This window comes from Inquilinus sp. (assembly GCF_057815775.1).
This window is the reverse complement of sequence record NZ_JBYRFX010000927.1, coordinates 1-24,209: the sequence shown is the minus strand read 5'-3', so window position 1 is coordinate 24,209 and position 24,209 is coordinate 1. Positions and strand designations below refer to the sequence as shown.

At 70.9% G+C, this 24,209-nt stretch carries 25 protein-coding genes; 8 read left to right on the top strand and 17 right to left on the bottom strand.

The window, feature by feature from the left end; genetic code table 11:
- Window positions 1-291: 291 nt before the first annotated feature.
- Complete coding sequence (locus AC3XYG_RS33160; protein WP_489144155.1) at window positions 292-999, top strand: fumarylacetoacetate hydrolase family protein; 708 nt, start codon at window positions 292-294, stop codon at window positions 997-999.
- 30 nt (window positions 1,000-1,029) lie between these two features.
- On the opposite strand, the gene AC3XYG_RS33155 is transcribed toward AC3XYG_RS33160, so the two are convergent.
- The 4 genes from AC3XYG_RS33155 to AC3XYG_RS33140 form a co-directional block, all read right to left on the bottom strand.
- The gene (locus AC3XYG_RS33155) at window positions 1,030-1,734 is read right to left on the bottom strand and encodes an MBL fold metallo-hydrolase (protein ID WP_489144154.1); all 705 of its coding nucleotides are present in this window, start codon (window positions 1,732-1,734) and stop codon (window positions 1,030-1,032) included.
- A 130-nt stretch (window positions 1,735-1,864) separates the two neighbouring features.
- The gene (locus tag AC3XYG_RS33150; RefSeq protein WP_489144153.1) at window positions 1,865-2,959 is read right to left on the bottom strand and encodes a mandelate racemase/muconate lactonizing enzyme family protein; all 1,095 of its coding nucleotides are present in this window, start codon (window positions 2,957-2,959) and stop codon (window positions 1,865-1,867) included.
- Window positions 2,960-2,969: 10 nt separating this feature from the next.
- On the bottom strand, window positions 2,970-4,142 hold the full coding sequence (locus AC3XYG_RS33145; RefSeq protein ID WP_489144152.1) for a mandelate racemase/muconate lactonizing enzyme family protein: 1,173 nt from the start codon (window positions 4,140-4,142) through the stop codon (window positions 2,970-2,972).
- A 77-nt stretch (window positions 4,143-4,219) separates the two neighbouring features.
- Window positions 4,220-5,458: a lipase family protein gene (locus AC3XYG_RS33140; RefSeq protein ID WP_489144151.1), complete on the bottom strand. Its 1,239-nt coding sequence runs from the start codon at window positions 5,456-5,458 to the stop codon at window positions 4,220-4,222.
- Window positions 5,459-5,659: 201 nt separating this feature from the next.
- Between AC3XYG_RS33140 and leuC the strand changes: the two genes are divergently transcribed.
- From leuC to AC3XYG_RS33125, 3 genes are read left to right on the top strand one after another with little or no spacing between them, the layout of a single operon-like run.
- A complete protein-coding gene (gene leuC / locus AC3XYG_RS33135; RefSeq protein WP_489144150.1) occupies window positions 5,660-7,087 on the top strand; it encodes a 3-isopropylmalate dehydratase large subunit in 1,428 nt (475 codons plus the stop codon).
- A gap of 2 nt (window positions 7,088-7,089) precedes the next feature.
- The gene (gene leuD / locus AC3XYG_RS33130) at window positions 7,090-7,698 is read left to right on the top strand and encodes a 3-isopropylmalate dehydratase small subunit (RefSeq protein WP_489144149.1); all 609 of its coding nucleotides are present in this window, start codon (window positions 7,090-7,092) and stop codon (window positions 7,696-7,698) included.
- Window positions 7,686-8,594: an alpha/beta fold hydrolase gene (locus AC3XYG_RS33125; protein ID WP_489144148.1), complete on the top strand. Its 909-nt coding sequence runs from the start codon at window positions 7,686-7,688 to the stop codon at window positions 8,592-8,594. The genes leuD and AC3XYG_RS33125 overlap by 13 nt, the downstream gene beginning before the upstream one ends.
- On the opposite strand, the gene AC3XYG_RS33120 is transcribed toward AC3XYG_RS33125, so the two are convergent.
- The 4 genes from AC3XYG_RS33120 to AC3XYG_RS33105 all read right to left on the bottom strand — a co-directional run bounded on the left by AC3XYG_RS33120 (window position 8,591) and on the right by AC3XYG_RS33105 (window position 14,601).
- Window positions 8,591-9,460: a LysR family transcriptional regulator gene (locus tag AC3XYG_RS33120; protein ID WP_489144147.1), complete on the bottom strand. Its 870-nt coding sequence runs from the start codon at window positions 9,458-9,460 to the stop codon at window positions 8,591-8,593. The two genes, AC3XYG_RS33125 and AC3XYG_RS33120, sit on opposite strands and share 4 nt — an antisense overlap.
- Window positions 9,461-9,467: 7 nt before the next feature.
- The gene (locus AC3XYG_RS33115; protein ID WP_489144146.1) at window positions 9,468-13,070 is read right to left on the bottom strand and encodes a molybdopterin cofactor-binding domain-containing protein; all 3,603 of its coding nucleotides are present in this window, start codon (window positions 13,068-13,070) and stop codon (window positions 9,468-9,470) included.
- On the bottom strand, window positions 13,067-13,558 hold the full coding sequence (locus AC3XYG_RS33110) for a (2Fe-2S)-binding protein (RefSeq protein WP_489144145.1): 492 nt from the start codon (window positions 13,556-13,558) through the stop codon (window positions 13,067-13,069). The genes AC3XYG_RS33115 and AC3XYG_RS33110 overlap by 4 nt, the downstream gene beginning before the upstream one ends.
- A gap of 185 nt (window positions 13,559-13,743) precedes the next feature.
- Window positions 13,744-14,601, bottom strand: a complete 858-nt coding sequence (locus tag AC3XYG_RS33105) for a hypothetical protein (RefSeq protein WP_489144144.1) — start codon at window positions 14,599-14,601, stop codon at window positions 13,744-13,746.
- A gap of 140 nt (window positions 14,602-14,741) precedes the next feature.
- Here AC3XYG_RS33105 and AC3XYG_RS33100 point away from each other — a divergent pair, with 140 nt between their 5' ends.
- Window positions 14,742-15,365, top strand: a complete 624-nt coding sequence (locus AC3XYG_RS33100; RefSeq protein WP_489144143.1) for a LysE family translocator — start codon at window positions 14,742-14,744, stop codon at window positions 15,363-15,365.
- Here AC3XYG_RS33100 and AC3XYG_RS33095 read toward each other — a convergent pair.
- Complete coding sequence (locus tag AC3XYG_RS33095) at window positions 15,362-16,441, bottom strand: asparaginase (RefSeq protein WP_489144142.1); 1,080 nt, start codon at window positions 16,439-16,441, stop codon at window positions 15,362-15,364. The two genes, AC3XYG_RS33100 and AC3XYG_RS33095, sit on opposite strands and share 4 nt — an antisense overlap.
- Before the next feature lie 121 nt (window positions 16,442-16,562).
- Between AC3XYG_RS33095 and AC3XYG_RS33090 the strand changes: the two genes are divergently transcribed.
- Together AC3XYG_RS33090 and AC3XYG_RS33085 are read left to right on the top strand one after the other, a co-directional pair.
- Window positions 16,563-17,093 (top strand): RNA methyltransferase, encoded by a 531-nt coding sequence (locus AC3XYG_RS33090; RefSeq protein ID WP_489144141.1) that lies wholly within the window; start codon window positions 16,563-16,565, stop codon window positions 17,091-17,093.
- Window positions 17,094-17,466: 373 nt separating this feature from the next.
- A complete protein-coding gene (locus AC3XYG_RS33085) occupies window positions 17,467-17,784 on the top strand; it encodes a hypothetical protein (RefSeq protein WP_489144140.1) in 318 nt (105 codons plus the stop codon).
- 39 nt (window positions 17,785-17,823) lie between these two features.
- Here the strand turns inward: AC3XYG_RS33085 and AC3XYG_RS33080 are convergent, their stop codons facing one another.
- The 3 genes from AC3XYG_RS33080 to AC3XYG_RS33070 form a co-directional block, all read right to left on the bottom strand.
- Window positions 17,824-18,183 carry a response regulator gene (locus tag AC3XYG_RS33080; RefSeq protein WP_489144139.1) on the bottom strand — a complete coding sequence of 120 codons (360 nt, stop codon included), beginning with the start codon at window positions 18,181-18,183 and terminating at the stop codon, window positions 17,824-17,826.
- 89 nt (window positions 18,184-18,272) lie between these two features.
- Window positions 18,273-18,770, bottom strand: a complete 498-nt coding sequence (locus AC3XYG_RS33075) for a hypothetical protein (protein ID WP_489144138.1) — start codon at window positions 18,768-18,770, stop codon at window positions 18,273-18,275.
- Window positions 18,767-19,273, bottom strand: coding sequence for a hypothetical protein (locus tag AC3XYG_RS33070; RefSeq protein ID WP_489144137.1), 507 nt, complete (start codon window positions 19,271-19,273; stop codon window positions 18,767-18,769). The genes AC3XYG_RS33075 and AC3XYG_RS33070 overlap by 4 nt, the downstream gene beginning before the upstream one ends.
- A 124-nt stretch (window positions 19,274-19,397) precedes the next feature.
- On the opposite strand from AC3XYG_RS33070, the gene AC3XYG_RS33065 reads away from it, so the two are divergent.
- The gene (locus AC3XYG_RS33065) at window positions 19,398-20,081 is read left to right on the top strand and encodes a DUF1223 domain-containing protein (protein WP_489144136.1); all 684 of its coding nucleotides are present in this window, start codon (window positions 19,398-19,400) and stop codon (window positions 20,079-20,081) included.
- Window positions 20,082-20,087: 6 nt separating this feature from the next.
- Here AC3XYG_RS33065 and AC3XYG_RS33060 read toward each other — a convergent pair whose 3' ends face one another.
- The 5 genes from AC3XYG_RS33060 to AC3XYG_RS33040 all read right to left on the bottom strand — a co-directional run bounded on the left by AC3XYG_RS33060 (window position 20,088) and on the right by AC3XYG_RS33040 (window position 24,163).
- The gene (locus tag AC3XYG_RS33060) at window positions 20,088-20,777 is read right to left on the bottom strand and encodes an NrsF family protein (RefSeq protein WP_489144135.1); all 690 of its coding nucleotides are present in this window, start codon (window positions 20,775-20,777) and stop codon (window positions 20,088-20,090) included.
- The gene (locus tag AC3XYG_RS33055; protein ID WP_489144134.1) at window positions 20,774-21,352 is read right to left on the bottom strand and encodes a sigma-70 family RNA polymerase sigma factor; all 579 of its coding nucleotides are present in this window, start codon (window positions 21,350-21,352) and stop codon (window positions 20,774-20,776) included. Before AC3XYG_RS33055 ends, AC3XYG_RS33060 begins: the two co-directional genes overlap by 4 nt.
- 126 nt (window positions 21,353-21,478) lie before the next feature.
- On the bottom strand, window positions 21,479-22,432 hold the full coding sequence (locus AC3XYG_RS33050) for a heparan-alpha-glucosaminide N-acetyltransferase (protein ID WP_489144133.1): 954 nt from the start codon (window positions 22,430-22,432) through the stop codon (window positions 21,479-21,481).
- A gap of 38 nt (window positions 22,433-22,470) precedes the next feature.
- Window positions 22,471-23,160, bottom strand: coding sequence for an FkbM family methyltransferase (locus AC3XYG_RS33045; protein ID WP_489144132.1), 690 nt, complete (start codon window positions 23,158-23,160; stop codon window positions 22,471-22,473).
- Window positions 23,161-23,320: 160 nt separating this feature from the next.
- Window positions 23,321-24,163, bottom strand: a complete 843-nt coding sequence (locus AC3XYG_RS33040; protein ID WP_489144131.1) for a branched-chain amino acid aminotransferase — start codon at window positions 24,161-24,163, stop codon at window positions 23,321-23,323.
- Window positions 24,164-24,209: the final 46 nt, after the last annotated feature.

The following is a 24,209-nucleotide window of genomic DNA, read 5'->3' as shown; positions in this document are numbered from 1 at the left end:
GCCGGGCTGCTGTCGGTGGCGGCGGCATCCGCGATCACCGCTGCCGGCTCCGATGCCGAGGCGGCCGCCCCGCCCCCCTACACCGGCCCGCATGAGATGCCGCGGGGCGTCACCCTGCTGGCGATCCGGCAGCGCCATGGTGGCGAGACACTCGGCGTGAAGACGCCGAAGGGCGTGCTGGATGTCGCCAAGGCGAACACGCTGCTCGGCCTGCACGCCCCGACGACGCTGGAACGGCTGCTGCGGACGGGGAATGCGGCCGGCCTGGCCGCCCTGGTCGAGGCGGCTGCCGTGCCCGGTGCCGCCCCGGCCTGGCTGGACGAGGGCCAGATCACCTTCGGCCGGCTGTTCACCAACCCCGGCAAGATCATCTGCGTCGGCCTGAACTACAAGGCCCATGCGGACGAGACCGGGGCGCAGGCGCCGAAACAACCGATCCTGTTCAACAAGTACAATAACGCCCTGGCCGCCCATCAGTCGACGATCACGCTGCCGCCGAAAGATGTCTCGTATAAGTTCGATTACGAGACCGAGCTGCTGATCGTGATCGGCAAGACGGCGCGCAATGTCAGCGAGGCCGAGGCGCTGGACCATGTCGCCGGATACGCCGTGGGGCACGACTTCTCGGCGCGCGACCTGCAGCTCGAAACCGGCGGCCAGTGGATGGTCGGCAAGACCCTGGACGGCTTCGCCCCGATCGGCCCGTATTTCGTCTCGGCCGATCTGGTCGGCGATCCGAACGCCCTGGATATCCAGACCAAGGTGAATGGCGAGGTGCGCCAGTCGGACAACACCCGTAACTTCATCTTCAACACCCAGACGATGGTGTCCTACGCCTCCAGGCTGTTCGCGCTGGAGCCGGGCGACATCATCTTCACCGGCACGCCGCCCGGCGTCATCCTGGGCATGCCGAAGGACAAGCAGGTGTGGCTGAAGGCCGGCGACAAGATCGAAAGTTCGATCGGAAAGCTGGGCGTGCTGACCTTCAATCTGGCCTGAGCCCAGGCGCGACCGGAATCGGCGCCGGGATCAGCGCCCGGCGCCCCATTTCGCCCGGAACCGCGCCGCCGCACCGCCCCGGATGGCGCCGCCATGGCCGAAGCAGGCGACCTCGAAATTCTGCGCCGCCAGCCGGGCCAGGCTGCGCCGGCCGGCGGCGAAATCCTCGTAGCAGATCGACCAACCCAGGCCGAGCATGCTGCTGCACGCATCCGCCGCGAACAGCACGCCGCCATGCCCCGGCCACAGGAAGGCCAGCTGGCCCGCGCAATGGCCGGGGGCGGCCAGCGCCTTCAGCCCGCCCGGCGCCACCGGCAGCACGTCGCCGTCGCGCACATGGAATTCGGCCGTGGCCGGCGGCACGGTCTGGCCCATCCGGACGAAGGCCCGGAACATCAGATGCCGCAGCAGCCCCGGCGCCGGCCGCACCGGGCGGAACCCGCCCCCGGCCGCCGCGATCGGGGCGTCGAGCGGATGGATGTAGGCCGGCGCGCCGGTCGCTTCCTTCAGCGCCGCCAAGCTGCCGATATGGTCGGGGTGGGCGTGCGTCACCACGATGTGGCGGATGTCGCTGGGCTGTTTGCCCAGGCTGCGCACGGCGCCGAGGATGGTGTCCGCCTTGCCGGGGAAGCCGGCATCGATCAGCGTGCAACCATCCGGCGAGTCGATGAGGAAGGTGTTCACCGGGCCAGCGGGAATCGCATAGAGGCCGGGGACGATCTGTTTCGGGGGCATGGTTGTCCTGCTTCGGAAGAGTCCACCACGAGCGTGCCCCCACGCCGCATCGGCCATTCACCCGCCTGGCTTCGATCGCACCATATCCCCCGACACCGGCGCCATGCTGCCGAACGTCGCGGAGGGCCTGTCAGCCCGCCGACACCCGGAATGGCCGCATCGCCGCTTCGTCGACATCCCAGCCGGCGCCCGGCGCGTCCGGCACCTCGATATAGCCGTCCGGCGACGGCTGCAGCGGCGCGCGGTAGAAGACGCCGTGCTTCGTGTCGACCATCTCGGTGTAGCACTCGATGTACGACCCGTTCGGGACCGCCGCCATCAGGGCCGCGTGCATCTGCTGGTCGCCATGGCTGGAGATCGACAGGCCGTGGGTTTCGGCCAGGGCGGCGATCTTCATGAATTCGGTGACCCCGCCGGTCAGGCGCGCATCCGGCTGCAGAAAGGCGACGCCGCCGGTGGCGATCAGGTCGCGGAAGCCGAACTTGCCGTATTCCTGTTCGCCGGCGGCCAGCGGGATGGCGAGCTTCGACCCGATCCGGGCGTAGCCCTCGTAGTCGTCCGGGCCGACCGGTTCCTCGAACCAGAAGATGTCTGACTCCTCGACCCGGCGGCCGAACGCCACCGCCTCATGCGCCTGGTAGGCGCAGTTGGCGTCCAGCATCAGGCGGATGTCCGGCCCGATCGCGTCGCGCACCGCCCGCACCCGCGCCACATCCTCGGCCACCGGCACGGCACCGACCTTCATCTTCACGGCGCGGGCACCGAGGCCGACATAGCCGGCCATCTCGCGCTGCACGTCGGCCAGGGTCTTGTCGCGGCCGTAATAGCCGCCGGCGATGTAGTACGGAATCCGCCGGCTGCAACCACCGAGCAGGCGGTGCAGCGGCAGCCCCGCGACCTTGGCCTTCAGATCCCACAGCGCGAAATCGATCGAGGACTGGGCGTAGGTTTCGTGCCCGCGCCGGCCATAGACCTTGGGGTCGCGCAGGGTCGACCACACCTGCCCGCTCATCAGCGGGTCCATCCCGATCAGCGTCGGGATGAAGGCGTCGCGGATCGCGATCTCCCCGGGCGAGGCGCCGCCGATGCCGATGCCGGTGACGCCGTCATCGGTCTCGACCTTGACCACGCAGCGCCGGATTTCGGTCCAGGTGTGGGTGCCGTTCCGGATCGGGCTGGTCCGCGGCCAGGCATAGTATTCGGTCGAGACGCCGGTGATCTTCATCGAGCCTGCCTCAGTGCTCAATTGGGGAGCCGTCAGCATGCGCGCGCATGCCGACCTCGATCGGGCGGTAAGGATGCAGCGCCGCGACGCCGTCGACCAGCCGGGTGCCGAGGCCCGGCGCATCGCCGACCGCGACGGACCCGGCGGCGAAGACGGGGACCGCTGTGGTCAGCTCGGCCGCCATCAGCCCGGTGCCGGCGACATCGTCGGTGAAGCGCGCGGTCGGATATGCCAGGATCAGCAGGTTCGGCGTCGCTGCGGCGAAGTGGATCGACGCCATGGTGGCAACCGGCGAATAGGTGTTGTGCGGCACGACATCGACATCGAAGGCAGCGGCGATCGCCGCGATCCGGCGCGCACCGGTGAAGCCGCCGCACAGGCCGAGGCAGGGCCGGATGTAGCGGGCGGCGCCGGCCTGCAGCAGCTCCAGGAACTGCTCGGCAGAATAGAGCCGCTCCCCCGTCGCCACCGGGATGTCGAGCTGGGCCTGCACCGCGGCCATCGCGGCGACGGAGCCGGGGCGCACCGGATCCTCGTAGAACAGCGGCGCCAGATGCGAGATGCGGTTGCCGAAGGCGATCGCCTCGGCCGGGCGCAGCCGGCGATGGATCTCGACAGCCATGTCGGTGTCGTCGCCGATCGCGGCGCGCACTGCCGCCAGCGTCTCGAGGCCTTCGGCCATGCGGGCGGCGTAGGGCCGGTCGAACGGGACGCCGGCATCCTCGTCGAGGAAAGGGTTGATGTGGCCGATCGCGTTGAAGCCGGCCTGTTTCAGCGCCGTGCAGCTGGCCACCAGCGCGTCCCGGGTGTGGCCCTTGGCCTGACCATAGACCCGGATGCGGGAGCGGTAGGGGCCGCCGAACAGTGCGTGGATCGGCTCGCCGAGCCGCTGGCCCTTCAGATCCCACAGCGCCATGTCGATCGCCGACAGCGCCGCCATCGACACCGCGCCGCTGTAGCTGCCGAAGCGGCGCATCACCGCCCAGTGATGCTCGATCCGTTCGGCATCCTGGCCGGCCAGATAGGTCCCAAACTTCTCGATAGCCGCCGCCGTCGGCTCGATGTAGGCCCAGGCCGCCGCCTCACCGGTGCCGACCCGGCCGTCGCGGGTCTCGATCTCGACGAACAGGTACTTGTCGGCCCGGATGGGCGTGACGCGGGCGATGACGGACGGGCTGGGCAAGGCGGAGTCTCCACGGGCGAGCGTGCCGCATGCACTCTATGCCCGAACGCGTCATCCGCGCATCGGCCGACCCCGCGCTATTTCGCGCAGTTGCCCGGCGCCGGCTTGCCGGCGAGGCGGTCGCGGATCCAGGCGAGCTGGTCCGGCACCGATTCCGACATGGTCGGGTCGTGGTCGAGGCCGGGATAGCTGCGGAAGGTCACGGCCTGTCCGTTGGCGCAAGCCTTCGCCACCGTCTCCTTTATGCCGGCCAGCGGTACCGACATGTCGGCCTCGCCGGCGATGATGAAGATCGGCCCGCCCAGCGGATCGGCGCCGGCCGTGGTCTCGCGGTAGAAGCGCTGCACCCACGGGTTGTCCTTCCAGTCCGGCTTCAGCATCGCCGTGTCGTCGATGCCGAGATAGCTGGCATAGCCATACAGCCAGCAGCCCTCGGCCACGGCATCGTCGTAATGCGCCATGCCGGCGGCCGACAGCATGTCGCCCGGCTTGAACTCGGGATAGCGCGCCTGCACGGCATAGGCGTGCCAGGCGAAGTAGAAGCCGGCGCCCTTGGTCTCCTCCGGATGGGTCAGCAGCCGCGGCAGATGGGTCGCGCCGGCCACGGCCACCGCGCCGCGATAATCCGGGTCCTTCAGCGTCGCCTGCGCCTCGGCCACGCCCCAGGCGGCGAGCCCGCCCTGGGAATGGCCGTCGACCGCCCAGGGCCGGCCGAGGCCGGGCACCGCCGCCCGAGCGGCCGGGACCGACGCGATCACATCGTTCGCCTGGGCGACCTTGTCCATGTAGCGGTGCGGCCCCACGGTGCCGAGGCCGTGATAATCGGTGGCGACCACGGCGAAGCCCGCCTTGACCATGCCGAACAGGTCGTCGCCGTAATAGACGTCCTTCATCGCCGAAGGGGCGCAGGCCCGGGCCATGCCGCTGGTGCCATGCGCCCAGGCGATGATCGGCCAGCCGCCGGCGGGCGGCGCCCCTGCCGGATACAAAACGACGCCCGAGGTGGCGACGCCGGCGCCGTCCGGCCCGGTCGAGCGGTAGAGGATGCGCACCGCCTTGACCTCGGCGGGCAGCGCCTCGCTGACGAAGGGTTCCTGCCGCAGCAGGTCGCCCGGCTTGCTGGCGCCGAGATCGGCCGGCGTGTCGTAGAAGGCGGTGATCGGCAGCGCGTCGCCCTGCTCGATTGCCGCTGCCTCGGCCGGGGATTTCGGCAGGCCCGGGTCGTCGGCCAGCACCGGCTGGGCGCCGAGGCAGAGTGCCACGGCCAGGAGCGCTGCGCGTCGCGCCCGGGATGTCGGCTCACTGGATGGGACCAAGATCGTTCTCCCTGATGATGCCGGGGCGGTGGGCCATCGGCGCGCGCTGCCCTGCCTCAGAAATACGAATATATATTCGTGTTTGTCAATCTCAGGGCCCGAGCGGGCCGGATGAATTGATGCAAACATTGCATCACCGCCGCCGATGCCGCGGTGCATGCTTGGGCTTGGCACAACGCCAGGAAGATCCGGAGGACCACCGTGCCGGCCCCAGCCAGGACGCTGTACGACAAGCTGGTCGACAGCCACACCGTGCGCAGCTTCGACCCCGAGGGGCGACAGGTGCTGCTGTACATCGACCGCACCGTGCTCAACGAATACACCAGCCCGCAGGCCTTCACCGGGCTGCGCGAGGCCGGCCGCACGCTGTGGCGCCCCGGCGCAGCGCTGGGCACCGTTGACCATGTGAACCCGACCGCGGCGCACCGCACGGCGGCGATGCCCGATCCGGGCGCGGCCGGGCAGACCGCCTATTTCGCCGAGAACTGCCGTGATTTCGGCATCGAGCTGTTCGACGTGCTGCACCCGCTGCAGGGCATCGAGCATGTGGTGATGCCGGAGCTGGGCATGGTGCTGCCGGGCATGGTGATCGCGGCGGGCGACAGCCACACCACGACCTATGGCGCCTTCGGTGCCTTGGGCTTCGGCATCGGCACCTCCGACATCGAGCATTACCTGGCGACCCAGACGCTGGTGTATCGCCGGCTGAAGTCGATGCGCGTCACCGTCAGCGGCCCGCTGGCGCCGGGCGTCCGGGCCAAGGATGTGGTGATGGCGCTGATCCGCCGGATCGGTGCGTCGGGCGCGACCGGCTACGCCATCGAATTCGCCGGCGACACCATCGCGGCGCTGAGCGTCGAGGGGCGGATGACCCTGTGCAACATGGCGGTCGAATGCGGCGCGCGCGGCGCCCTGGTGGCACCGGATGAGCGGGTGTTCGAGTATCTCCGCGGCCGGCCCCGCGCGCCGCAGGGCGCCCTGTGGGACCAGGCCGTAGCCGCCTGGCGCCGGCTGGCCAGCGACCCCGACGCCCGCTTCGACCGCGAGATCGTGCTGGAGGCCGGCACGATCGAGCCAATGGTCAGCTGGGGCACCAGCCCGGACCAAGCCGCGCCGATCGGCGACCGCATCCCGGACCCGGCGGCGGAGCCCGACCCGGACCGGCGGCGGGACATGGAGCGGGCGCTGGCCGATCAGGGCCTGGCCCCGGGAATGCGGCTGAGCGACATCGCCATCGAGCGCGCCTTCATCGGCTCCTGCACCAACGCCCGGATCGAGGATCTGCGCGACGCCGCATCGGTGGTCCGTGGCCGCCACGTTGCCGCCGGGGTGCGGGCCATGGTGGTGCCGGGCTCCAGCGCCGTGAAGCGGCAGGCCGAGGCCGAGGGGCTGGACCGGATCTTCACCGAGGCCGGCTTCGAATGGCGGCAATCCGGCTGCTCGATGTGCCTGGCGATGAATGACGACGTGCTGGGCACCGGCGAGCGCTGTGCGTCCAGCACCAACCGCAACTTCGAGGGCCGGCAGGGCGCCGGTGGCCGGACCCATCTGATGAGCCCGGCAATGGTTGCGGCCGCCGCCATCAACGGCCGGCTGACCGACCCGCGCCAGCCGGTCGGGAGGGCCTGACCATGCAGCCATTCACCCTCGTCTCCGGCCCGGCGGCGGCGCTGCCGGCGGCGAATGTCGACACCGACGTCATCATGCCCAAGCAGTACCTGAAGGGCATCGACCGCAGCGGCCTGCGCGACGGCACCTTCCGCGACCTGCGCTTCGACGAGGCTGGCGCCGAACGTCCCGGCTTCATCCTGAACCGGGCGGGCTGGCGCGATGCAAGCTTCCTGGTGGTCGGCCCGAATTTCGGCTGCGGCTCCAGCCGCGAGCATGCGGTCTGGGGCCTCGGCCAGCTCGGCATCCGGGCGCTGATCGGCACCAGCTTCGCCGGCATCTTCTTCGACAACTGCGCCCGCAACGGCCTGCTGGCCATCACCCTGGACGCCGGAACCGTCGACCGGCTGATGGCGCTGGCGTCGGAGGCCGGCAGCAACCGGCTGGGCATCGACCTGCCGGGGCAGCGGATCACGCTGCCGGACGGATCCACCATCGGCTTCGACATCGAGCCGGGCCGCAAGGAGGCGCTGGTGCTGGGGCTGGACGCCGTCGGCACCACGCTGCAGCACCGCGACGCCATAAGCGGCTTCGAACAGGGCTATCTCGCGGAGCACCCATGGCTGGCCTGATCGAGCACGGCGCCTCGCCCTTCCTGGCCGGGTTCCGGCTGGTCGACGCCGCCGTCGCCACCGGCCAGACCATCCGCGCCGCGATCGGCGGCAAGGGCCCGCCCCTGCTGCTGCTGCACGGCCACCCGCAGACCCATGCCACCTGGCGCAAGGTGGCGCCGGCCCTGGCGCAGCACTTCACCGTGGTCGCCGCCGATCTGCGCGGCTATGGCGACAGCAGCAAGCCGGCGGGCGGCGAGCGCCACATCGCCTATGCCAAGCGCAGCATGGCGGCCGACCAGGTGGCGCTGATGCGGCTGTTGGGCCATGACCGCTTCGGCGTCGCCGGCCATGACCGCGGCGGCCGGGTGGCGCACCGCATGGCGCTGGACCATCCGGATGCGGTGACGCGCCTCGCCGTCATCGACATCGCGCCGACGGCGACGATGTACGCCCGCACCGACAAGGCATTCGCCACCCGCTATTTCTGGTGGTTCTTCCTGATCCAGCCGGAGCCGCTGCCGGAGCGGATGATCGGCGCCGACCCGGAGTTCTTCCTGCGCAAGCACATCGACGGCCAGAGCAAGACCCCCGGCGCGACCGAGCCGGCGGCCTTCGCCGAGTACCTGCGCTGCTACCGCGACCCGGCGACCCGCCACGCCATCTGCGAGGATTACCGCGCCGCGGCGACGATCGACCTCGACCACGACGCCGGCGATGCCGACACGCCAGTCACGGCGCCGCTGCTGGCGATCTGGGGCGCCCAGGGCACGGTCGGGACGCTGTACGACGTGCTGGAGACCTGGCGGGAAAAGGCCCGCGACGTCCGCGGTCGCGCCTTCGATTGCGGCCACACCCTGCAGGAGGAACGACCGGAGGAAACGGCGGCGGAGCTGCTGGCGTTCTTCTCGGCCTAGGCTTCGCGGCTCAACGCCGCCGCGCGGTCCCAGAACGCCTCGGCGGCCGGGCTCTGGCGGGCCTTGGGGCGGAACAGGCGGATCTCCATCGGCACCTCGTCCGCCCCGGCCCGCACCAGCCGGCCGGCGGCGAGGTCATCGGCAACCAGGCTGAGCGGCAACCAGGCGAGGCCGCGGCCGTCGCGCGCCATCGCCGCCAGCACGCCGGCGAGATGCGAGGAGAAGGCTGGTTCGGCCGGTGCCGCCCGCCCCGCCTCGCGCCACGCCGCCGCCAGGATGCGGCCCATGCCTGATTCGGCGGTGTAGGCGAGATTGGGCAGCTCCGTCCCGGCCAGGCCAGGCGCCATCACCGGCAGCAGCACGTCACGGCCCAGCGGGATCGACCGGAAGCTGTCGGCGGCCAGCCGCGACGCCGCCGCCGGATGGTCGTGGCACAGCAGGAACTGCGCCCGGCCTTCGACCATCAGCCTCTCGCAGGCAACCATGGTGTCGGCGGTCAATTGCACCGTGAGCGCCGCCGTGGCGTCCAGCGACCGCAGCCAGGCCGGGAAGAAGGTCAGCGACAGCGCCTGTGTCGCGGCGAAGCGCAGGGTGTCGGTGGTCGCCTGGGCCGCGACCAGCGCCGCCTCCCGCCCGGCCTGCAGCCGCCGCACCATCTCCTCCGCCGCCGGGCGGAAGCGTTCGCCCGCGGGCGTCAGCTGGACGGAATGCGTGCTGCGGTCGAACAGGGCGGTGCCGACCCAGTCTTCCAGCGAGCGGATCCGCCGGCTGAAGGCGGGCTGGCTGACGGCACGGCGCTCCGCGGCACGGGAAAACCCGCCCTCATCCAGCACCGCCAGGAAATCCTCGAGCCACACCGTCTCCATGCGCCGACTATGGCAAAGCCGGTGCCGGACCGCCATCGGCCGCCGCCGCCCGCAGGCGCTGCACCGTCGCCCCGAGTCCGTCCCAGGCCGGCCGGCCCGGGGCGAAGCGGCTGCGGAGATAGGCGACGAGATCGGTGACTTGGGCGTCATTCAGCGCGTCGCGGAAGGCCGGCATGGCGCCGTGCCGGCCCGCCGCCGGCCCCGCGGCACCGTCGAGGATCACCCGGACCAGATTGTCCGGCCGGTCGGAAAACAGGTTGCTGTTCAGCGCCAGCGACGGGCGGATGCCGAACAGGTCCGGCCGCTCGCCGCCCTCATGGCACACGGCGCAGGCCCCGTCATACAGCCGTGCGGCCGGGCTGGCGGCGACCGGGTCCTGTGTCGCCGCCACGGCGGCGGCGGCCTGGACGGCGCGGCTGTCCGCACCGGGATCCGGCGGGTTGTAGGAGGCGAGATAGGCCGCCATGGCGCGGATGTCGGTGTCGGGCAGGGCCGACAGCTCCGCCACCACGGGCGCCATCGGGCCGCCGGCCGGGCCGTGCAGCGGCGAATAGCCGGTGCGCAGATACTGGAACAGTTCGGCCTCGCTCCACGGCACCGGCGCGCGGGACAGCGCGGTCAGCGCCGGCGCCTCCCAGCCATCGGCCCAGCCGCCGGCGAGGGTGGCGGCATCGCCGCCCTTCTCCGCCCCCAGCGCGTTGCGCGGTGCGTGGCAAGCGGAGCAGTGGCCGAGGCCTTCGACCAGATAGCGGCCGCGGTTCCACTCCGCCGACTGCGCCGGCTCCGGCTGTAGTTCGCCCTGGCGCAGGAAAAGCGCGTTCCAGCCGGCCACCAGCGGCCGCAGGTTCATCGGGAAGGGCAGCGCCGTTTTCGGCGGCGTCGACGCCACCGCCGGCTGGGCCATGAGATAGGCGTACAGCGCCTGCATGTCGGCGTCGGCGATGCGTGTGAAGTGCGGATAGGGGAAGGCCGGGTACAGGTGATGGCCGTCGCGGCTAATGCCCTGCCGCATCGCCCGTTCGAAGGCGGGGTAGGACCAGGCGCCGATGCCGGTCGCGGCGTCCGGCGTGATGTTGGTGGAAGTGACCGTGCCGAACGGCGTCGCCATGGCATGGCCGCCGGCATTGACCACCCCATCCGGTCCGGTGTGGCAGACGGCGCAGTCGCCCAGCGCCGCCAGCTGGCGGCCGCGTTCGATCGTGGCCGCCGAATAGACCGACGGGTCGGGCCGGGCGATCGGCGCGATCTCCGGCCGCCACGGCAGTGCCGCCACCACGGTGCCGGCCAAGGCGGCACCGGCGCCGAGCAGCCAGGCCTTCCAGCCCTTGCGGCTGCGGCGCGGCAGGATGGGTGTGGCGAGGGCCAGGACCGGCGCCGGGGGCTGCGGCACCGGCGCGGCCAGCATGCCGGCCCGGGCCAGGGCGTCCTTCACCTTCTCCGGCGTGAAGGGCGGTTCGCGGAAGCGGATGCCGCAGGCGTCGTAGATCGCGTTGGCGATGGCCGCGGCGCTGGGCACCGAGGCGGATTCGCCGGCGCCGAGCGGCGGCTGGTCCGGCCGTTCGATCATCAGCGTGTCGATCGGCGGCAGATCCGGGAAGCCCAGGAACGGGTAGCCGCCCCATTCCCGCACCGCCGGCAGGCCAGCTTCGAACCGCACCTCTTCCCGCGTCGCCCGGCTGATCGACTGGACGATGTTGCCGTGGATCTGGTGCTGCACCCCGGCCGGGTTGATCATCAGCCCGGCATCGTGGCCGTTGGTGATGCGGGTGACCGCGACCTCGCCGGTCGCACGGTTGACCTCGACATCGGCGACCCAGGCCGACCAGGCGGCGCCATAGCCCGGGAACTTGCTGTGGACGTAGAGGGCATAGGCGAAGCCGCGGCCGCGCAGGATGTCGCCCTCGCCGCCCTCGGTCCCCCATGTCGTGCGCGGGGTCCAGCCGGCCTCGGCGGCGGTGCGTTCGACCAAGTCGCGCGCCCGCGGTTCGTGCAAATAGCGCAGCCGGTATTCGATCGGGTCGACCCGGGCCGCGGCCGCCGCCTCGTCGATCCAGCTTTCATGCGCGAAGGTGTTGGGCAGGGCCGAGACGCCGCGCAGCCAGGAGGCGCGGACGATCGGCGGCATGTCGTGGATGGTGACGCGACGGTTGGCATAGTCGTAGGGCGGGACCGAGGTGCGGTCGCCCATCTCGAACACCAGCGGCACCGGCGGCACCTTGCCGGTCAGCAGCAGCGCCAGGGTCGGGGCGCCGTTCGACGGGTAGCGCGACTGGTAGTCATAGGCCACGGCGTCGCCGGCGGCGTCGAGCCCGCCATCGACCTCCATCAGCTGGGCCGTGCCCTTCGGCTCCCATAGATGCTCCTGCGCGCGGGTCAGCTGCACCCGGACCGGCCGGCCGACGGCACGGGACAGCAGCGCCGCATCCGCCGCCACATCGTCGGCGCAGTTGCGGCCGTAGCAGCCCGCCGCCTCCATCCGCACCAGATCGACCGCCGCCTCCGGCAGATCGAGCAGCCGGGCAAGGTCGGTGCGCAACGGATGCGGGTTCTGGGTGCCGGCCCACACCTTGGCGACATCGCCGCGCACATCCGCGACGGCGCAGGACGGGCCGATCGACCCATGCATGTGGTAGGGCCAGACATAGCGGCGCTGCAGCCGGGTGGCGGCCCCGGCCAAGGCGGCGTCGACATCGCCGCGGTCCTCGACCCGCCGCGGCGTCGACGGGTTGGCGCGCAGCGCGGTGGCGAGGTCGCCGAGATCCGGCAGGGTGGGCACCGGTTTCCACTCGACCCGCAGGGCCTCGGCCGCCGCCGCCGCCTGCTCTTCCCGCTCCGCCACCACGCCGATGAAATCGCCGATCGCGATCACGGCGATGAACCCGGGCAGATGGGCGACCGAGCCCTCGTCCACCGCGACCAGGCTGGTGCCGACGAAGGGGCCGTGGTCGACACCGGCATAGGGCGGCCGCACGACCCGGCCATGCACCATGCCGTCGACCCGGAGGTCGTGGACGAAGACGGTGCGGCCGGTGGCCTTGGCCGGAATGTCGACCCGGGGCTGGCGCTGGCCGACCACGCGGTATTCCGCGACCGGCTTCACCGCCTGGCCGTCATCCAGCTCCAGCCGGATGCGCTCGCCGGCCAGGAGCTCGCCATAGGCGATGCGGCGGTTGCCGCCCTCGGTGCCGATCAGCCCGTCCTCGACCCGCAGGTCGGCCGCCGGCACGCCCAGCCGTTCGGCGGCGCGTTGCACCAGCGCCGCGCGCGCCTGCGCCGCCGCCTTGCGCAGCGGCACGGCCGAATGCTGGACGCTGTCGCTGGCGATGGTGGGGCCCTGGTTCGGGGCGCGGGCGGTGTCGCCCAGCACCATCTCGACCGCCGCGACGGCGACATCCAGCTCCTCCGCCACGATCTGGGTCAGGGCGGTGCGGATGCCCTGGCCGAGATCGACATGGCCGCAATAGCCGATGATGTCGTCCGCCGCCGACAGGCAGATGAAGGGTTCGACATCACCCCCGGGTGCGTCGCCGGCGCGGCGGTAGACAAGCAGGGTGTCCGCGGCCTCCAGCAGCTCCGCCGCGGTCAGGCCGGCCAGGGCCGACGGGGTCATGGCGCCCCCGCCCCGCCGGTCAGCACGACCGCGCGCCGGACCGAGGCCAGGATCTCGACATGGGTGCCGCAGCGGCACAGGTTGAAGCGCAGTGCCTCGCGGATCTCCGCCTCCGACGGCCGCGGATTGGCCGCCAGCAGCGCCACCGTGCGGATGATCATGCCGTTCAGGCAGTAGCCGCACTGGGCGCCCTGCTCATCGATGAAGGCCTGCTGCACCGGATGCAGATTGTCCTCGCTGCCCAGCCCCTCCAGCGTCGTCACCGCGTGCCCGGCCATGGCACCGACCGGAAGGGTGCAGCTGCGAGCCGCCTTGCCGTCGACCAGCACCAGGCAGGCGCCGCATTCGCCCAGGCCGCAGCCGTATTTCGGGCCGTTCAGCCGGAAGTCGTTGCGCAGCACCAGCATCAGCGGCGTGGCGGGATCGGCGGGCGACCGCATCTCCCGGCCGTTCACGCGCAGGACCGTGTCGGTTTTCTTCGCTCTCATCACCGGCCGGCCGACGTCCCCTGCCGGCGGCGCAGGGCCGGATCACGATCGGGCCCGACATCGATGCGCATGGTGCCTCGGACAGATGATTGCAGCGACATCGGGCAGTCTGAACCAATCATTGTTCGTATACAAACGAAGTTGTGACGGTTCAGCATCCATCGCCGCGAGGCATCGGGCAACCGTCACCCGGTGTCCGCGGCGGCGAGGAGGTGGATCTCGAGATCGCCGGGGCTGAGGCCGAGGGATCGGCAGAGGCGGATGGCGGCGACCTCGACGGATTCGGTGTCGAGCAGGTCCTCGACATCGGCCTCCTGCATCCGGGCCGCCAGCCCGGCCTGGAGGTCCGGAATCCGGCGTGGATCCGGCACGCCGGCGATGGCCTGGTCGAGGATGGCGGTGACGGCGGCCTGCCGGCGCGACCGTTCGGCCCGGACCGCGGCGGCGCTGCCCGACGGCCGGTCCGGCTGCGGCCCGCAGGCGAATTCCCCGCGCCGCCGGTGCCATTCCCGGACCAGGTCGAGGCCGCAGCACAGATCCGTCACCACCGAGGCGACCGGCCGGTCTTCGACCCGATCCTCTTCATCCTCGTAGAGATCCCTGATCCGCTCGTTGAGGTCGTCGGTCAGGGCCTCTCGGTTGCGTTCGGTGCCGAACCAGATCAGGTCGTGCAGGATGTCCAGCACCTCGCCGCGATGGCGGGCGCGCCGCGCCTTGCGGTCGGCCCTGTCCTGGGCGCAGAGGCCGTCGAGGGTGCGGGTGCGCAGGGCTAGTGCCTGCCGCACCGCCAGGGCGAAGCGGGCGAAGTCGCGGCCGGGATTGTCGGTCGCGGCCGGAGCCGGAGCCGGAGCCGGGGCCACATCCTCGGGCAGCGCTGCGCCGGCCTTGGCGGCCGGCGGCTGGGCTTCGGCCGCCAGGGCGCGGGCGGCGGCCACCTCGGCCAGCTGCATGCCGAGATCGGCCAATCGGGTCAGCGTGCCGACCTGCTGGAGTGCGAGGTCGCGGCGCAGGGCGTGGGGATCGGGATTGGTGGCGTTGTACATAGAACATATTAGGAACAAATCGCTAGGTCGTTTCAATGAACAATGCGTTTACACGGAGGGCTCCGTCGTGGCCGAGCGTCGGGCTGGACAAAGCCCGCGCCCCATGGATTGCTGGCCGGACCATCCGACCGGAGCCCCCTATGTCCCTCGACCTTTGGTTCGCCTTCCTGCTCGCCGCCGGCATCGTCCTGATCATTCCCGGACCGACCATCACCCTGGTGCTGTCCTATGCGCTGGGCCGCGGCCGGTCGCATGCCTGGTGGATCGTGGCCGGGGTGGCGCTGGGCGACCTGACGGCGATGACACTGTCGATGGTGGGCCTGGGCGCCCTGCTGGCCGCCTCCTCCGCCGCCTTCACGGTGCTGAAATGGATCGGCGCCGCCTATCTGATCTATCTCGGCGTCAAGCTGTGGCGCGCCGCGCCGACGGCCGAGGGGCTGGCCGCCCCCACCGAGAGGTCGCCGCGGGCCATGCTGCTGCACGCCTTCGCCGTAACGGCGCTGAACCCGAAGAGCATCGTGTTCTTCGTCGCCTTCCTGCCGCAGTTCGTGCATCCGGAGGCGCCGCTGCTGCCGCAGATGGCGGTGCTGGTGGGGACCTTCGTCACCCTCGCCGCGCTGAACGCCGCCGCCTATGCCTGGATCGGTGCCCGGCTGCGCGACACCATCGGCCGGCCCTCGGTGCTGCGCGTGATCAACCGGGCCGGCGCCGGCGTGCTGGTCGCCGCCGGCTTCGCCACCGCCGCCTGGAATCGATCCAACTAAGAGGTAAGCCCGGCGGCGGCGCGTACGACACCCACCGTCACGCCCCGCCGGGTCTTGATCTCGGGCGCCAGCCAGCGGCCGGTGATGTCAGGGTCGGCATCATCAAGCGCGCCGATCCGCTTCAGGATCGCGGCCATGGCGACATTCGACGCCCGCTCGGCCCCGTCCTCGATCTTCAGGGCGACGCCCAGGCCGTAATCCGGCAGCACGGCGCAGAACACGCCTTCGGCGCCCATCTTGGTCATCACCCGGCCGCGGCAGGCCTGCATGATCTCGGTGTCGAACCGGCCGGTGCCGGCGACGAAGAAGGGCTGGGCGCCCCAGGCCTTGCGGATGCGCAGCACCGCGGCGCGGCGCTTTTCCGGCAGGTCGTCGGGGTCGGCGATCTGCGCCATGGCGAAGGCCAGGCCTTCCAGCGGGATGGCGATGGTCGGGATCGAGCAGCCATCCGCCGCCCAGGGCGCAGACCCCAGGCCGCAGCCGGTCATCTGTTCGAGCACGCCGAGGATGCGCTGCTGCACCGGATGGGTGTAGCGGACATAGCCCTGCGTCTTCTCGCCGAGATGGACCGCGGTGGTCAGGAAGCCGGTGTGCTTGCCCGAGCAGTTGTTGTGCAGGGCCGAGGGGTGTTCATGCCGGCACACCAGCGCATGGGCCGAGCCTTCATGGAACGGCAGATGCGTGCCGCATTCCAGGTCGGATTCGGACAGGCCAATCTTCGCCAGCCAGGCGGCGACGCGCTCGACATGGCCGGGTTCGCCATTGTGCGAGGCGCAGGCCAGCGCCAGTTCCTCGTCGCCCAGGCCGAAGGCGTCGGCCGCGCCGCTTTCGACCAACGGGATCGCCTGCAGCGACTTGATCGCCGAGCGGGCATAGACCGGCTGGGTGATGTCGCCCCAATGGCCCTGCACCGCGCCAGTACGGTCGACGATCAGGGCGCTGCCGCGATGCCGGCTTTCCACGACCGAACCCCGCGTCACCTCGACCAGGATCGGCGCCCCCTCGGCGCCGAGGTCGGCGGTCCCGGTGACAGGACCGTGGTCGTGCCCGTGAGCGTGGTCGTGATGGTCGGTCATGATCGTCTCGCCAGGATGAAGGCGGTGCGCGCCCCGGGGAAAGCAGGGCCGTTCCGGCCGCACCTTGCCCTCGCGCCCGGCTCGGGGCAAGGTCGGAACCGGACGAGACGGACGGGATCGGATGAAGGGTTATTTCGCGATCGGCTGCGAGGGCATCAGCAAGCCGATGAATGTCGGTGCCCTGATGCGCACGGCCCACGCCTTCGGCGCCAGCTTCTGCTTCACGGTGGCGCCGAACACGGACGAGGTCGATTTCGGCTGGAGCGACACGTCGAGCGCCGCCGGCACCGTGCCGCTGTACAGCTATCCCGACGTCGCGTCGTTCGCGCTGCCGAAGGGCGCGGCCCTGGTCGGCATCGAGCTGATGGCCGAGTCGGTCGAACTGCCGAGCTTCCGCCACCCGCGCCAGGCCGTCTATGTCCTGGGGTCGGAGCGCGGCGGCCTGTCGCCGGAGATGACGGCGCGCTGCGACCATGTCGTGCAGATCCCGACCCGGTTCTCGCTGAACCTGTCCCTGGCCGGGGCGCTGGTGCTGTACGACCGGCTGATCTCGCTCGGCCGCTTCGCCCCCCGGCCGCTGATGCCCGGCGGCCCGACCGAGCCGCTGGCGCCGCATGTCCACGGCGCCCCGAAATTCATCGGCGGCGGCTGAACGGTTCAAGCCGGGGCCGCTGCTTCGCGGCCCCGCGCCAGCCGCAGCGGGGAGTAGCGCACCTCCGCATGTAAAGCAGCGGCTGAATATTCCACACAATTTCTGCCGGATATCAGTCGATCACCATCGCCTATCAAATCCCGGCATCGCTGAATTCCGGGAGATTAAAATATAAATCCATCGCCCTTAACCTTTGGTAAACTCCGTTTACAAGGGCGAAACAGTCCCCATCTGTCAGGACGCACACGATCTTTCCCGTCGCCATGGCGACGACACGTGTGACGCCGGGGCCGGGCCCCGCGACACGGATCTGAACGATCCGCTGATGCCGCGATCGCCGGCCACCGACTTCAGATGAATTGAGGACAGAGACATGGTCATGTCGCAATCCGCACGCCCGGCCGGCCTGGTCGTGCTCGGACTTCTCGTCGGGGCGGTTTCCGCCCAGGCCGCCGAACCGCGGTTCCTGCCCCAGCCCCTGTGGACCCAGACGGCCGAAGCCTCCGGCGCCGATGCTGCCGGGGCGCCGAACGACTCGGACGACAACAGCCGCAATGACAGGATGGGGTCCGTGGCCGTCGGCCACGTGTCCGGCCAGCCCGGTGCGGCCGCGACGCACAGCCACGGCTTCGGCACCAGTCATGGCAGCCACGGGGGCGGTGGTCATGGCGGTGGTCACGGCGGCCGCTGAGCCAATCGGACCGGGCCGGGGCCAGCCGCCCCGGCCTGCTCAGCGTGCGGGTGCGGCCAGCAGTGACCGCACCGTCGCCGCCAGGGCGTCGGCGGCGTAGGGCTTGCGCAGGGTCGGCAGGTCGGTCGGCACGCCATCTTCGGCGCCGTAGCCGGTGGTGAACAGCACCTTGAGCAGCGGCCGCTCGGTCCGGACCCGCGCCGCCAGCTCCGCCCCGTTCATGCCGGGCAGGCCGACATCGGTAACCATCAGGTCGAATTCGGTGCCGTCGAGCAGGCGCAGCGCCTCCGGCGCGTCGGCCGCCTCGGCGACATCGAAGCCGCCATCGGTCAGGGCCTCCACGGCCAGAAGACGTACCAGCACGTCGTCTTCCACCAGCAGCACTCGTCCGGCACGCATCGGGTCAATCGTCGCTTCAATCGGATTCACGGGACCGATTCATGGCGGCAAACACGGCGCGGGGCAACCCTCCATGGACCGGCTGCCCCTTAATGAATTGTCGCGCCCACCGGGACGGCATGCGCCACGATCTCGGGCGGCGGCGCCTGGTCCACCACCGCCGGCAGCACCACCCCGCCATCGCGCAGCGTATCGGCCACGGCCAGGAACAGCGGGCCGCACAGCCGGGCCGCCGCCGGGGTCAGGATGGCGCGGACCAGGAACGGCGCCCACAGGGCATCGCCCTGCTGGTGCAGGGCCACGACATCCAGCAGCAGCCGCTCGTCCTCGGTCACCTGCCGGCAGCGCGGGCAGTTCACCCGGATGGTGCGTCCGGCACCGTGGCCGATGAAGCCCATCAGGTCGTCCACCGCCTCCGCCGCCGCCGGCACGCCTTCGTCGCGGAAGGCGGTGCGCAGGTTGGGCAGCACCGGCATGTCGTGGCGATGGCCGACGACCCAGACCCGGACGGCCCACAGCAGCAGCGTCTCGGACCGGGTCAGCGGCGGCGCGGAGGCGTCGTCGCAATCATGGTCTTCCTCGCTCATGTCGCCACCGCCCGGACCAGGCCGAAGGACGGCAGGTTGGCGGCCCGCGGCGGCATCGGCCGCGGCGGCGCAGACGGCCGCTGCAGGTAGACGCCGGCCCCGGCCAGCATCTCGCCCAGCTCCGCGCACAGCCCGGCCGCGGCGCGGCAGGCGGCGGCGGACAGCATGCCGCGCAGCACCAGCGTGCCGGAGACGCCGCGGCCCGACTGGCCGATGGCGACCAGATCCAGGATCTGGCGCTCGTCCTCGGTCACGGTGAAGGCGCAGGGCACGCCGATCTGGACCCGCCGCTCGGCGCCGAAGCCGACGATGCGGGTCAGCAGGTTGATGTGCTCGGCCGCAGCCTCGGCACCGACCTTGCGAAAGGCCAGGACCACCGGGTGGTCGGTCGGCGCACCGGTCTTCAATCCGACGACACTGAGCCGCAACGCCCATAGCACGAGCTGCTCGGCGAATGGCAGCGCCCGGCGATCGGTCGGCTCAGTGATCAGGTCTTCGTCCATTCCGGACTCCCTGGGTGAACAGCCCGACTATATGAGAACGATTATCAATCGCGAATCAAGATCCATGTAACGCCGGTGCACCGTCCGCCGTATTGGAGTCAGGACCCCATCACAGGATCACGCCATGCTCCGCCCCCGTCTCGGCACCGCCCTGCTGGCCTTTGCCGCCCTCACCGCCGCCCCGGCCCTGGCGGCAGAGCGCCCGGTGGTGGTGGAGCTGTTCACCTCGCAGGGCTGCTCGTCCTGCCCGCCGGCGGACGCGCTGCTGTCGACCCTGGCCGACCGGCCCGGCGTGCTCGCCCTCGCCTTCCATGTCGACTATTGGAACCGCCTCGGCTGGGTCGACCCGTTCTCCGGCGCCTGGGCCACGGCGCGACAAAATGCCTATGCCGCGCAGTGGGGTGCCGACCAGATCTACACGCCGCAGGCGGTGATCGACGGCGCGACCGACGCGGTCGGGTCCGACCGCTCGGCGCTGGAGACGGCGATCGCGGCGGCCAAGGCCGACCCGTCAGTGCCGCTGGCGATCGCGGCGGCGGCCGGTAAGCTGCAGGTCACGGTGGACGCCGCCGCCCCGGCGGGCGCGGTGCTGTGGCTGGTCGGCTTCGACAACCGGCATGAGACGCCGGTGCGGCGCGGCGAGAATGCCGGCCAGACCCTGGTCGACCGCAACGTCGTGCGCAGCCTGACCCGGCTGGATGGTTGGACCCCCGGCGGCACGGTGGCGGCGGCGCGGCCGGCCGGCGACCAGGCCGCCGTGCTGCTGCAGGCGGCGGATGGCCACATCCTGGGCGCGGCTCGTTTATAGAGCCTCTCAGACTGTCGGAGACGTCGTCCGGCGTGGCCCGAACAGCCCGAACAGGGAGCGGTTGAGCAGAGTGCCGAGACCGACCAGCACCGCCACGGCACCGCCATGCCAGACCAGCACCATCAGCGTGGCCTCGTCGCCATGGAACATGTCGACGGCGCAGGCCGACAGCGCCGACGCCGCCAGCAGCCCGCTGGCGATCGTCGCGACCGGCCGCACCGGCCCGGCGAGGCGCAGCATCAGCAAGAGCGCCACCGAGAGCGGCAGGCTGATCAGGAGGATCGAGCGGAAGCAGAAGAAGCTGGTGCCGAACGCGAAGCCTTCCGGCCCGAGGCGCACCCAGTCGGTCATGCAGCCATAGCCGATCGAGAACAGCCAGAGGGCCAGGCCGGGCAACGGCACCAGCGCCCAGGCGCGCGACCGGTCCGGCAGGCTGACATGGAAGGCGGCGATGGCCGACAGGATGCCGGTCAGCAACGCGCCCGCCCATTCCAGCTGGTAATGGGTCTCGCCCATCTCCTCCATGAAATCGGGCCGCATCCCGACGGCCCAGACGACGGCGGCGATCATGGCAACGGCGATGGCCAGCCAGAACAGCGCGCGCAGCAGCGGCGGCCGCAAGGGACGGACCGGCTGCGCGTCGGCGGCCAGCTGCGCGATCAGGTCTTCGGTCCGAGTCTGGCTCGTCTCGGTCATTTCGGTCCCAACGCCCCCTTCAGCGCCTTCAGCGCGCGATGCATCGCGACCTTCAGCGCCGGCACCGACGCGCCACTCGCGGCCGATGCCTCCTTCAGCGACATGTCCTTCAACTTCAGCAGTTCCACCGCCTGGCGCTGGCCGGGCGGCAGGTCCGCGATCGCGCGTCGCAGCGTGATCGAATCGGCCTCTAGTCCTGTCTCATTCGTTTCGGGGGCGGCAAAGGTTTCCTGGAACGGTTCGATCGCGGTCTCGCGCCCGGTGGTGCGGATCTGGATCCGGACCCGGTCAACGATGCGCCGCCCGGCGATCGCGACCAGCCAGGGCTGGAAGGGGCGGCCGGGATCGTAGGTCTGGCGGATGCTGTGCAGGGTCAGCAGCACGTCCTGCACCGCGTCCTCGGCATCGGCCGGGCGGCGCAGCGAACGACGGGCCAGCGCCCGGAGATAGGGGGTGATTTCGGTCAGCAGCCGGTGATAGGCGGCGCGGTCGCCCGCTTGGGCAGCGGTCATCAACGCCGACCAGCCGGCATCGCGCCGCTGGCCCGGCGGAGTCTCCGCTGTGGAACTGGTCATGCTGGCGATCGACGGCGCAATCCGGACATCGGCGCCGAGACTAGGGCCCGGACCGGCGGCGTGCGAGGAAATTTTCCGGCCGGCGTAACCTGCCGCAGCCCGATGGATTCCCGCTGTTGCGCAAAGCTAGCGGCTGCAGGCCATGACCAGCTTGCCCAGCCGGTCGCGCAGATCGGGTGTCGTGTCCGGCTGCAGCGCCGGCCATAGATTCTGCGCCACCACCCCGTCGACCATGCAGCCGCAATAGGCGTGGCAGCTGTCCATGCCGCCGCCGCGCGATTCGCATTCCAGCTGGCAGTTGATCAGCAGCGGTGCCGGGTCCGGCGGCGGCGACAGCATCGCCTGCGGGTCGCGGCCCAGCGCCATGCCGAGCAGCAGCAGGGCGCCGATCAGGATCGGCTGGTGCAGCAGGTAGAAGCCCAGCGCATGCCGTCCGGCCCAGCGCAGCGGCCGGCCGATCGCGCCGCCATCGACCGTGCCGCCCGGTGCGCGGGCCCGCAGCCACAGCCGCGCCAGGCCGATGCCCAGCAGCACCGGCCCGAACCAGGGGAACAGCGGCTCATAGTCGTTGCTGCGCGCCGCCACGGTGCCGAGCCCGAGCCAGAGCAGCCAGGACGGGTCGAACAGGGTCGACCGCCAGGCGATCGGCAGCGCGATTACGGCGAGGCCGAGAATCAAATTGGCCCAGGCCGGCAGCCGGAGGAACACGAGCCCCAGCAGGCTGGCAACGGCGATGCTGTGGAGGATGCCGAAGAAGATGTATTCGTCCGGCAGGATGAACCAGGTCGCGACCGTGACCGCGGCGGCGGCGAGCACGATCTTGCCCAGGCGGATGGCCCAGCGCCGCCAGTCCCGCCCCTGCCCGTCCCACAGCACCAGGCCGGCGCCGACCAGGGCCAGGAAGGTGCCGGCGATCAGGTAGCGCGCGACGATCCAGGCGACGCCGTTCTGCAGGTCCCAGTCGACGAAGCGGAAGAACTTGAGATCCCAGGAGAAATGATAGAAGGCCATCGCCAGCAGCGCGAGGCCGCGGAGCAGGTCGAGGACCGGCAGGCGGCCGGGACGCGGGGAAGTCGCCATGGCCTTCCGATACCGCGCGGCGCTGCGGCTGGCCAGCCCTAACCCTGGCGCACGAACACGCCGTCCATGCCGATCAGCCTGGCGGTGCGGCGGTTGAAATAGCCGGGGATGAACAGCGCCGGGGCGAAGCCCAGCTCGGCCATGTGCTGGATCATGTCGCGGTACGAGGGTTCGCCGGCATAGACCGGCACGATCGACAGCTCCATCTGCACCGCGGCGATGCGGGGCAGCACGCCGCGCGCACCTTCCAGCACCCGCTTTTCGGTGCCCTGGGTGTCGATCTTCAGCAGCACCCGGTCGCCCGGCCGGGCATGGCGCGGGAAGATCCGTTCCAGCCGCGCCTGCGACGCCACCTCGGTGCCGACATAGGCGGAACCGTCGAGCAGATCCGCCATCTCCGCCGTGAAGTCGAGCACCGAGCTCATGTCGCTTTCGCCCGAGACCTGCAGTGTCACCGGCGTGTCGCCGTCGCCCAGCGCCAGCCGCGATTCGACGGTCCAGCCGGCGTCGTCCGCCGCCACCGCGGTCAGCGCCGCATGAGCGGACGACAGCGGCTCGACCGAGACGATGCGGCCGGCATAGCCGCCACGGCGCAGCCGCTGGCCGTACTGGCCGACATTGGCGCCGACATCGAACACCAGGGTGATGCCCTGGTGTTCGAGCACCCGCATCAGGTTGCGGGTGTCCTTGGAGACAGGATCGGTGGAAACGGCGGCGGAATCGGCCATCGGCGGTAGTCCGGTTAGAGGCTGCTTGGAAATGCGCTGGCGAGAGTCGAATGGCGGTGGTTTCGAGAACCGGAGCGCAGCGGACATCTTCGTCCGTGAGCACCGGAAGCGGAGAAACTGCCGTCAGGCGGCCGCGTCAGTAGCATTACCAAACAGCCACTCAGGAGTGGGCCCAGTCCCAGTACAGCTCCCGCGCCCGGGTGTAGAACGGCCCGGGCTGCAGGTGGCGGTCCTCAAGGCGGATGCAGGGCAGGACCTTGGCGAAGTTGCCGGTCTGGAAGATCTCGTCGGCCGCCCGCAGCTCGTCCGGCCGGATCGCGCGCTCGACCACCTCGACCCCATCATGGCGCAGCAGCTCGATCACCCGGCTGCGGGTGATGCCGGCCAGGAAGGTGCCGTTGGGGATCGGCGTGTGCACCGCGCCGTCCTTGGCCATGAAGATGTTGGCGGTGGCGAACTCGGCGACGTTGCCGATCGGGTCCAGCATCACCGAATTGGTGAAGCCGCGCTGCTTGGCCTGGCGCATGGCGAAGCCCGATTGCGGGTAGAGGCAGGCGGCCTTGGCCAGGGTCGGCGCCATCTCCGGCGACGGTCGGCGCAACCCCTGGGCGAAACAGGCGGCGTCGTCGCCCGGCAGCGGCAGCGCCGATTCGTAGATCGACAGGCAGAACCGGGTCGACGCCGGGTCGGGCTCGATCCAGCCATCCTCGGCCCAGAACATCGGCCGGATGTAGACCGCGGCGTCGTTCGGGAACTTCGCCAGCCCTTCGCGCGCCAGCGATTCGATCTCGTCCGCCGTCCTGGTCGGCGCCAGCCCCATGAACCGGGCCGAGGCGACGGCGCGGACGCAGTGCCGGTCGAGATCGGGCGCGACGCCTTCGAAGCCGCGGGCGCCGTCGAAGATGATCGAGGACATCCAGGCGGCGTGCGACAGCGGCCCCATGATCGGAGGATTGCCCTCCTGCCAGGTGCCGTCGAGGAAGGTCAGCGCGTATCTCGCCATTGGCCCATCCGATCCCGTAAAATTGACCGTCGGAGCATAGGCGAGC